The following is an 8,674-nucleotide window of genomic DNA, read 5'->3' as shown; positions in this document are numbered from 1 at the left end:
GGTCGGCGCTGTGCAGGGCGGGCAGCCCGATGGCGACGGCGGCGGCCAGCGCGACGGCCCCGGTCAGCGCGCCGCGGCGGGCGGCCCGGCGCCGGGGTACGGCGGTGCGGATGCGGGGCAGGCTGCCGGGGGCGGGCTGGATGCCGGCGACCGCCCGGTGCATCAGGTCGCGGACGGCGAGCTCGTCGGTGGTGAGGTCCGACGTGAGGTCCGACGTGAGGTCGGTCGTGAGGTTGGTCGTGAGGTTGGTCGTGATGTCCGGGGCGAGGTCCGACGCGCGCTCGGGAGTGGGGTCCGGGGTGAGGCCCGGGCCGGAGGCCGGTACACCGGGCTCCCCCGCACCGCGCGGCTCCCGCTCGTACACGCCGTCCGCCTTGCCCGCGCCGTCACCCATGGCCGGCCTCCATCTGCGTGCGCAGGGCGGCGAGTCCGCGCGAGCCGTACGCCTTCACCGATCCGAGCGAGATGCCCAGGGTCTCGGCGACCTGCGCCTCCGTCATGTCCACGAAGTAACGCAGCACCAGAACCTCCCGCTGACGGCGTTGCAGACCACGGAGCGCGGCTTTCAACTGGTCACGCTCCAGCGCATCGTAGGCGCCTTCTTCTGCACTGGCCATGTCAGGCATCGGTTTCGGCAGCAGCCGCAGCCCGAGGATCCGCCGCCGCAGCGTGGAGCGGGACAGGTTGACGACCGTCTGCCGCAGGTAGGCGAGGGTCTTCTCGGGTTCGCGCACCCGGCGCCGGGCGGCGTGCACCCGGATGAAGGCCTCCTGGACGACGTCCTCACAGGTCGAGAGGTCGTCGAGGAGCAGCGCGGCGAGCCGCAGCAGGGAGCGGTAGTGGGCCTGGTAGGTCTCGGTGAGCAGGTCCTCGCTGGTGCCGGCGTCGGTACCGGCGCCGGAGTCCGCCGCACCGGGTGCGACCGCGGTCATCTGGCTTTCTTCCGGCCTACTCGCAGGCCAATGGGCGCGCGGAGGGAACGTCACCACGGCACTCGCCGAGATGCCCGCCCCTGCCCCCACCATCACGTTCGCCACGCCCGTTGGACACTCGATCCCCTGTCATGGTTGCCCAGCCCAGGGGACATTCTTCCGCATCCGTCGAAGTGGCCTCCAGGGAATTCGAGAGGGTTTCCGGACAGATTGTGGGGAGGACGAGCCCATATCGGACGGTCCCGCCTCACATCGGGCACACGGAACGGTCCCCGACCGACCGTCAGGACAGCCGGAGCCGTCCTCGGAGCCCGGACCGGCCATCAGGCCACCCGGACCGGTCATCAGGCCGCCCGCCCCGAACGGCTAAGCCGGCCGCAGTTCGCCCGCGACGAGTTCGGCGATCTGGAGCAGGTTGAGCGCCGCCCCCTTGCGCAGGTTGTCGCCGCACAGGAAGAGGTCGAGCGCGGCGGGCTGGTCGAGCGCGCGGCGCACCCGTCCGACCCACACCGGGTCCGTCCCGACGACGTCGTTCGGGGTCGGGAACTCCCCTGCCGCAGGGTCGTCGTAGAGGACGACGCCGGGCGCCCCCCTGAGGATCTCCTGCGCGTGCTCCTGCGTCACCTCGCGCTCGAACAGCGCGTGGACGGCGAGCGCGTGGGTGCGGACGACCGGGATGCGGACGCAGGTCGCGGAGACCCGCAGGGCGGGCAGGTTGAGGATCTTGCGCGACTCGTCGCGGATCCCGACCTCCTCGGAGGACCAGCCGCCGTCCGTCAGCGTGCCCGTCCAGGGCACCGCGTTGAGCGCGAGCGGGGCGGCGAACGGCCCGTGGTCGGCGATCACCGCGCGCAGGTCGCCGGTCTGCCGGCCGATCTCCTGCCGGCCGGCGTCGAGGCCGCCGACGAGCGCGGTCTGCTCGCGCAGGGCGGCCTCGCCGTACCGGCCCTCGCCGGAGGCCGCCTGGTAGGAGGCGACGACGAGTTCGGCGAGCCCGTACTCGGCGTGCAGCGCCCCGATGGCGGCGATCATCGCGAGGGTGGTGCTGGCAGGGCTGGAGACGATGCCGCGCGGACGGATCCGCAGCGCGGCGGCGTTCACCTCGGGGACGACCAGCGGGACGTCGTCGGCGATGCGGAACGCGGCGGAGTCGTCGACCACGACGACGCCCTTGGCGGCGGCGATCGGCGCCCAGCGGGCGGAGATCTCGTCGGGCACGGCGAACACCGCCACGTCGATCCCGTCGAAGGCCTCCTCCGTCAGCGCGAGGACCTCGACGGACTCCCCGCGCACGACCGGCGTGCGGCCGGCCGAGCGCGGGGAGGCGACGAGTCGGACCTCGCCCCAGACGTCCTGACGGAGCGAGAGCAGGCCGAGCAGCACCTCGCCGACCGCGCCGGTGGCGCCGACGACGGCGAGGTTCGGCCGCCGGGTCATCGCCCGGTGCTCCCGCTCGGCTCCCGGGTCATCGCCCGGTGCCTCCGTAGACGACGGCCTCGTCGGTGTCGCTGTCCAGCCCGAAGGCGCTGTGCACGGCGCGGACGGCCTCCGGCACGTCGTCGGCGCGGGTCACGACCGAGATGCGGATCTCCGAGGTGGAGATCAGCTCGATGTTGACGCCGGCGGCGGACAGCGCCTCGAAGAAGGTCGCGGTGACGCCCGGGTTGGAGCGCATGCCGGCGCCGACCAGGGAGATCTTGCCGATCGCGTCGTCGTAGCGCAGCGACTCGAAGCCGATGCCCTCCTTGACCCGGCCGAGCGCGTCGATGGCCTTCTGGCCCTCGGTCTTGGGGAGGGTGAAGGAGATGTCGGTCAGCCCGGTCGACGCGGCGGAGACGTTCTGCACCACCATGTCGATGTTGACCTCGGCGTCGGCGATGGCGCGGAAGATGCGCGCGGCCTCGCCCGGCTTGTCGGGCACGCCGACGACCGTGACCTTGGCCTCGGAAGTGTCGTGGGCGACTCCGGAGATGATGGCCTGCTCCATCTCGCCCCCTTCGGGCTTGTTCGGGTTGTCGTTGCTGACGATCGTCCCGGGGAGACCCGAGAAGGACGAGCGTACGTGAATCGGGATGTTGTAGCGCCGGGCGTACTCCACGCAGCGGTCGAGCAGCACCTTGGAGCCGGACGAGGCCAGCTCCAGCATGTCCTCGTACGCGATCCAGTCGATCTTGCGGGCCTTCTTCACGACGCGCGGGTCGGCGGTGAACACGCCGTCCACGTCGGTGTAGATCTCGCAGACCTCGGCCTTGAGCGCGGCGGCGAGCGCGACCGCGGTGGTGTCCGAACCGCCCCGGCCCAGCGTGGTGATGTCCTTGCTGGACTGCGAGACGCCCTGGAAGCCGGCCACGATCGCGATGTTGCCCTCGTCTAGGGCGGTGCGGATGCGGCCCGGCGTCACGTCGATGATGCGCGCCTTGTTGTGGACGGAGTCCGTGATGACACCGGCCTGGCTGCCCGTGAAGGACTGGGCCTCGTGCCCCAGGGATTTGATCGCCATGGCCAGCAGGGCCATGGAGATGCGCTCTCCAGCGGTCAGCAGCATGTCGAACTCGCGGCCGGCGGGGAGAGGTGACACCTGCTCCGCGAGTTCGATGAGCTCGTCCGTCGTGTCGCCCATCGCGGACACCACGACGACGACCTCATGGCCGGCCTTCTTGGCGTCAACGATTCGACGGGCCACGCGCTTGATGCCCTCGGCATCCGCAACGGATGAGCCGCCGTACTTCTGCACGACAAGGCCCACGTGCGCTCCTCGACTTGTGTCGTTTCCGGGGGCGGATGGGCCCCCGCACCCCCGGGGAAGGGGGATCTGCGGTCCGCGCCAGTCTACCGAGCAGGGGTGCCGCGACCGGCGCCATCCATATGATGAGACGGGCGTTTCAGCACGTGGGCGGTGGTGCGGACGGGGCACCGGCAGGTCTTCGGGGTATCCGGCGCGGCCCCGAAGAATCGGCGGACGAACGGACGACGGCACGGCCGGATTTCTTTCCGGGGCCGGGCGGTGAGGCCTTCGTCACAATCCGGCGGGCCGGGCGGGTCCGGTGGGCGGGCCGGGCAGCCCCGGCCCCCTCCCGGATCCGCGCTCCTAGTGCCCGAGCCCCAGCTCGGCCGCCATCAGGTCCCCGGCCTGCTGCTCCAACTGCTCGTCGGTGAGCCCGTCGTCGTCCGTGTCGGCGCCGTCCGGCACCGCGCCGATCGGACTGTCCAGCCGGACGTGGGCGATCAGCGACTGCAGCGCCCGCAGCACCGCCGAGCAGGTCGTGCCCCAGTTGGAGAGGTACGAGAACTGCCACCACCACAGCGCCTCGCTGACCCGGCCCTCGCGGTAGTGCGTCAGCCCGTGCTGGAGCTCGCCGACCACGCCGGCCAGGTCGTCCGAGATCCGGAACGCGTTCGGCTTCTCCGGCGGACCGTACGGGTCGAAGACCTCGTGGTAGACGTCGATCGGCGCGAGCAGCGCGGCCAGCCGCTCGCGCAGCTGCTCGCCGTCCGGCTCCGGCCCCGTGTCGGGCTCGAAGCGGTCGTCCGGGACGACGTCCTCGATCGCGCCGAGCCGGCCGCCGGCCAGCAGCAGCTGCGAGACCTCCAGGAGGAGCAGGGAGACGGCGCTGCCCGGCTCGTCGCCCTTGGCGACCTCGGTGACGGCGAGCACGAAGCTCTCCACCGAGTCCGCGATCTGCACGGCGAAGTCGTCCGGCTCCGAACCGTGCGCGTGGGTGTGCGGGGTGCGGCTCTGCGGGTCCCCCTGCGGCTGTCCGTGCGCCTGTCCGTGCGCCTCGCCGTGGGACGGCTGGTGGGGGGCGTGGGGCTGCTGGTTGATCGTCCGGTCAGACATCGAGCAGTCGTCTCCCTTCGAAGGCGCGGCCGAGGGTGACCTCGTCCGCGTACTCCAGATCCCCGCCGACGGGCAGACCGCTCGCCAGACGGGTCACCTTCAGGCCCATCGGCTTGCACAGCCGGGCCAGATAGGTGGCGGTCGCCTCCCCCTCCAGGTTGGGGTCGGTGGCCAGGATCAGCTCGGTGACCGTGCCGTCCGCGAGGCGCGACAGCAGCTCGCGGATCCGCAGGTCGTCCGGGCCGACGCCCTCGATGGGGCTGATCGCGCCGCCCAGCACGTGGTAGCGGCCGCGGAACTCGCGGGTGCGCTCGATGGCGACGACGTCCTTGGACTCCTCCACCACGCAGATGACGGCCAGGTCGCGGCGCGGGTCCAGACAGACCCGGCACTGCTCGGCCTCCGCGACGTTGCCGCAGACCACGCAGAAGCGGACCTTGTCCTTGACCTCCAGCAGCGCGTGCGCGAGGCGGCGGACGTCCACCGGGTCGGCCTGCAGGACGTGGAAGGCGATCCGCTGCGCGCTCTTGGGCCCGACGCCGGGCAGCCTGCCCAGTTCGTCGATCAGGTCCTGAACCACGCCCTCGTACAACGTCGCGCCTTCCCTCGGATGGTCGGTGGTGCTCCGGCCGGCGGTGCTCCGGCCGGTAGTGCGGTCGGTGGTGCTCCGGCCGGTGGTGCGCGGTGAGTGGCGCCCCGGTCGGTGGTGCTCCGGTGCCATCATCCAACGAATCGGGCGCCGGACACACCGCCCGACGCCCGACTCCCACATAAATCACATGGACCTACCGGCCGGATTCCAGCAGTGACCGGCCGGTCCGGGATCCGTTCCGGTACCTCCGGTACCGACTAGAACGGCAGACCGGGCATGCCGCCGCCCAGGCCCTGGGTCAGCGGGCCCATGCGCTCGGCCTGCATCTTCTGCGCGGCCTGGTTCGCGTCCCGGACCGCCGCCAGGACCAGGTCGGCCAGGGTCTCGGTGTCCTCCGGGTCGACGGCGGCCGGGGCGATGGTCAGCGCCACCAGCTCACCCGCACCCGTCACCGTGGCCTCGACCAGACCGCCGCCGGCCGTACCGTTCACCTTCGCCTCGGCCAGCTCCTGCTGCGCCTTGGCGAGGTCCTGCTGCATCTTCTGCGCCTGCTTCAGCAGCTGCTGCATGTTGGGCTGGCCACCACCGGGGAACACGGCTCACTCCTTGCTGTCGCACCCGTCCACGGGCTCGTGCACGGGATCGTGCGCGGGTCGTACGGCGTCGCCGACCGCATCGTCACCGCCGAGCCTACGTGCTGCTCAGTTGCCGCGGTGGTGGATCTCCTCCAGGACCGTGGCACCCAGTTCGCGGATGATCAGGTCCTGGCCGGAGAAGGCCTCCTCGTTGAGGTCCGGGTCGTCCTCCTCCGGGATGTCGTCCTCCGGAGCGACGTGCGGAGCCACGTACGGCGCCGGGGGCGCGGCGGCGGGCGGCGGGCTCTGGACGGACGCCGCCTGGACGGGGGCGACCGGGGCCGGGGCCTGCTGCTGGGCCTGGGGCTGCGGCCGAACGGGTGCCGGCGCCGGGGCGGCGGGCTGCACCGGGGGCGCGGCCGCGGCCGGACGCGCCGGGGCGCCCCAGCCGCTCGTGGTCGCGCCCGCAGCGGGGGCTCCGCCGCCGAAGCCTCCACCGGTACCGCCACCGGCTCCCCCGCCGGCTCCACCGGAGGGGTCGACGATGCACTCGATCCGCCAGTCCACGCCGAGCGCGTCGCCGAGCGCCTGGCGCAGGACGTCGTCGCTGTTGCTGCTGACGAAGCTGTCGCGGGCGCCCGCGTTGACGAACGACACCTGGAGCACACTGCCGTCGAAGCCGGCCACCTGGCCGTTCTGGCTGAGCAGAATCCAGGTGAAGCGGCGGCGGTTCTTCACCGCCTCGAGGATCTGCGGCCACAGCTGCCGGACTTGCGCGGCACCCTGCTGGGCGGCGCCGGATGGCTGGGCTGCCGGAGGCTGCGCGACTGCGGCAGGCGCGGGGGCCGGTGCCGGGGCGGGCGGGGCCGCCTGGGGCTGGGGCTCGGGCTGCGCCGCCACGGGAGCGGCCGGGGCGGGGGCCGAGGGGGCTCCGCCCGCGGGCGGGAAGCTGCGCGGGATCGGCCACGCACCCGGCGCGGGCCCGGCGGGGGCCGGAGGGGCGGCGGGGGCTGCCTGGACGGGAGCCGGGGCCGGGACGTCCACGGCGGGCGGGGCCATCACCGGTGCAGCCATCTCAGGGGCCGCGTTCACAGGAGCGGCCATCGCAGGAGCGGCCATCCCGGGTGCCGTCATCCCAGGAGCAGCCATCCCGGGCGCCGCCATCGGCGCGGCGAAGCCACCCGCCGCGGCACGTCGCTCCAGCTTGTCCAGCCGCGCCTGCAAGGACAGCTCGTCGCTGTACGCGCCCGGCAGCATCACGCGGGCGCAGATCAGCTCCAGCTGGAGCCGGGGGGCCGCGTTCCCGCGCATCTCGGTCAGCCCGGTGTTGACGAGGTCCGCGGCGCGGCTGAGCTCGGCCGCCCCGAAGCCGTCGGCCTGGGCCTGCATCACGGCGATGCGGTCGGCCGGGGCGTCGATCAGCCCCTTCTCGCCCGCCTCCGGCACGGTGGCGAGGATCACGAGGTCGCGCAGGCGCTCCAGCAGGTCCGTGACGAACCGGCGCGGGTCGTGCCCGCCCTCGACCACCCGGTCGATGACCTGGAACACCGTCGCACCGTCCTGCGCGGCGAAGGCGTCCACGACCTCGTCCAGCAGCGCCGAGTCCGTGTACCCGAGCAGCGCGGTCGCCATCTGGTACGTCACGCCGCCCTCGGCGGCGCCGGCCAGCAGCTGGTCCATCACCGACATCGAGTCGCGCACGGAACCGGCGCCGGCCCGGACCACGAGCGGGAACACCGAGTCCTCGACCTGGATGCCCTCCCGCCCGCAGACCTCCGCCAGGTAGTCGCGCAGCGTGCCGGGCGGGACCAGCCGGAACGGGTAGTGGTGCGTCCGGGACCGGATCGTCCCGATGACCTTCTCCGGCTCGGTGGTCGCGAAGATGAACTTGAGGTGCTCCGGCGGCTCCTCCACCACCTTGAGCAGCGCGTTGAACCCGGCCGAGGTCACCATGTGCGCCTCGTCCAGGATGAAGATCTTGTACCGGCTGTGCACCGGCGCGAAGAACGCCCGCTCGCGCAGCTCGCGCGCGTCGTCCACACCACCGTGCGACGCCGCGTCGATCTCGATCACGTCGATCGAACCGGGCCCGCCGGTGGCCAGGTCGCGGCAGGACTGGCACTCGCCGCACGGCGTCGGCGTCGGGCCCTGCTCACAGTTCAGACAGCGGGCCAGGATGCGCGCGCTCGTCGTCTTCCCACAGCCGCGCGGCCCGCTGAACAGGTACGCGTGGTTGACCCTGTTGTTGCGCAGGGCCTGCTGGAGCGGAGCGGTCACGTGCTCCTGCCCGATGACCTCCGCGAAGGTCTCGGGGCGGTAGCGGCGGTACAGGGCTAGGGACACACCCCCGACGATATCGGGACGGACCGACAAACGCGGCACCCCTCGTCCCACCCGCAGCCCCGCTGCGGCCCCCGGGAACGCAAAGACCCCCCGTGCACCCGCCAGAGCCCTCCTACCCTTGCTGCCTTCCGGCCCTGGGGGGGTTCAGAGAGATAACGCCACACGAGGGGCTGCCCCCAACAGTACCGGATCCCGCCCCCGACGATCCACAGGCCACCCCCACGTCCCCACCTCGGGATAGCTGGTCGCGACCACCCCAAAACATGTACTAAGCTCTCCCACGGAGGATTCGCCTAGAGGCCTAGGGCGCACGCTTGGAAAGCGTGTTGGGGGCAACCCCTCACGAGTTCGAATCTCGTATCCTCCGCCTTTGCCTAGCAAGGCAGTTGAAGGC

The 8,674-nt window shown here is 72.4% G+C and carries 7 protein-coding genes, 1 tRNA gene, 1 other RNA gene and 1 pseudogene; 1 reads left to right on the top strand and 9 read right to left on the bottom strand.

The window, feature by feature from the left end; all coding sequences use genetic code 11:
• The 9 genes and pseudogenes from AB0O00_RS22945 to ffs form a co-directional block, all read right to left on the bottom strand.
• A pseudogene (locus AB0O00_RS22945) lies at window positions 1–394 on the bottom strand (hypothetical protein); the annotation flags it as partial.
• Window positions 387–932 carry a SigE family RNA polymerase sigma factor gene (locus tag AB0O00_RS22940; protein ID WP_363654592.1) on the bottom strand — a complete coding sequence of 182 codons (546 nt, stop codon included), beginning with the start codon at window positions 930–932 and terminating at the stop codon, window positions 387–389. The gene AB0O00_RS22940 and the pseudogene AB0O00_RS22945, both read right to left, overlap by 8 nt.
• A 366-nt stretch (window positions 933–1,298) precedes the next feature.
• Entirely contained in the window at window positions 1,299–2,369 is a 1,071-nt protein-coding gene (locus tag AB0O00_RS22935) for an aspartate-semialdehyde dehydrogenase (RefSeq protein WP_363654590.1), read from the bottom strand.
• Window positions 2,370–2,397: 28 nt separating this feature from the next.
• A complete protein-coding gene (locus tag AB0O00_RS22930; protein WP_363654588.1) occupies window positions 2,398–3,678 on the bottom strand; it encodes an aspartate kinase in 1,281 nt (426 codons plus the stop codon).
• 342 nt (window positions 3,679–4,020) lie between these two features.
• Window positions 4,021–4,770 carry a DUF5063 domain-containing protein gene (locus tag AB0O00_RS22925; protein WP_363654586.1) on the bottom strand — a complete coding sequence of 250 codons (750 nt, stop codon included), beginning with the start codon at window positions 4,768–4,770 and terminating at the stop codon, window positions 4,021–4,023.
• On the bottom strand, window positions 4,763–5,362 hold the full coding sequence (gene recR / locus AB0O00_RS22920; RefSeq protein ID WP_363654584.1) for a recombination mediator RecR: 600 nt from the start codon (window positions 5,360–5,362) through the stop codon (window positions 4,763–4,765). Before recR ends, AB0O00_RS22925 begins: the two co-directional genes overlap by 8 nt.
• A gap of 257 nt (window positions 5,363–5,619) precedes the next feature.
• Window positions 5,620–5,958 (bottom strand): YbaB/EbfC family nucleoid-associated protein, encoded by a 339-nt coding sequence (locus AB0O00_RS22915; protein ID WP_363654582.1) that lies wholly within the window; start codon window positions 5,956–5,958, stop codon window positions 5,620–5,622.
• 105 nt (window positions 5,959–6,063) lie between these two features.
• On the bottom strand, window positions 6,064–8,280 hold the full coding sequence (locus AB0O00_RS22910) for a DNA polymerase III subunit gamma and tau (protein WP_363654580.1): 2,217 nt from the start codon (window positions 8,278–8,280) through the stop codon (window positions 6,064–6,066).
• Between the two features lie 81 nt (window positions 8,281–8,361).
• Window positions 8,362–8,452, bottom strand: an RNA gene (gene ffs, locus AB0O00_RS22905) — signal recognition particle sRNA small type.
• Between the two features lie 110 nt (window positions 8,453–8,562).
• On the opposite strand from ffs, the gene AB0O00_RS22900 reads away from it, so the two are divergent.
• A tRNA-Ser gene (locus AB0O00_RS22900) sits at window positions 8,563–8,647 on the top strand.
• Window positions 8,648–8,674 lie beyond the last annotated feature (27 nt).

Origin of the sequence: Kitasatospora sp. NPDC093558, from assembly GCF_040683475.1 — a bacterium.
Classification (GTDB): domain Bacteria; phylum Actinomycetota; class Actinomycetes; order Streptomycetales; family Streptomycetaceae; genus Kitasatospora.
This window is presented reverse-complemented; position numbering and strand designations above follow the sequence as displayed.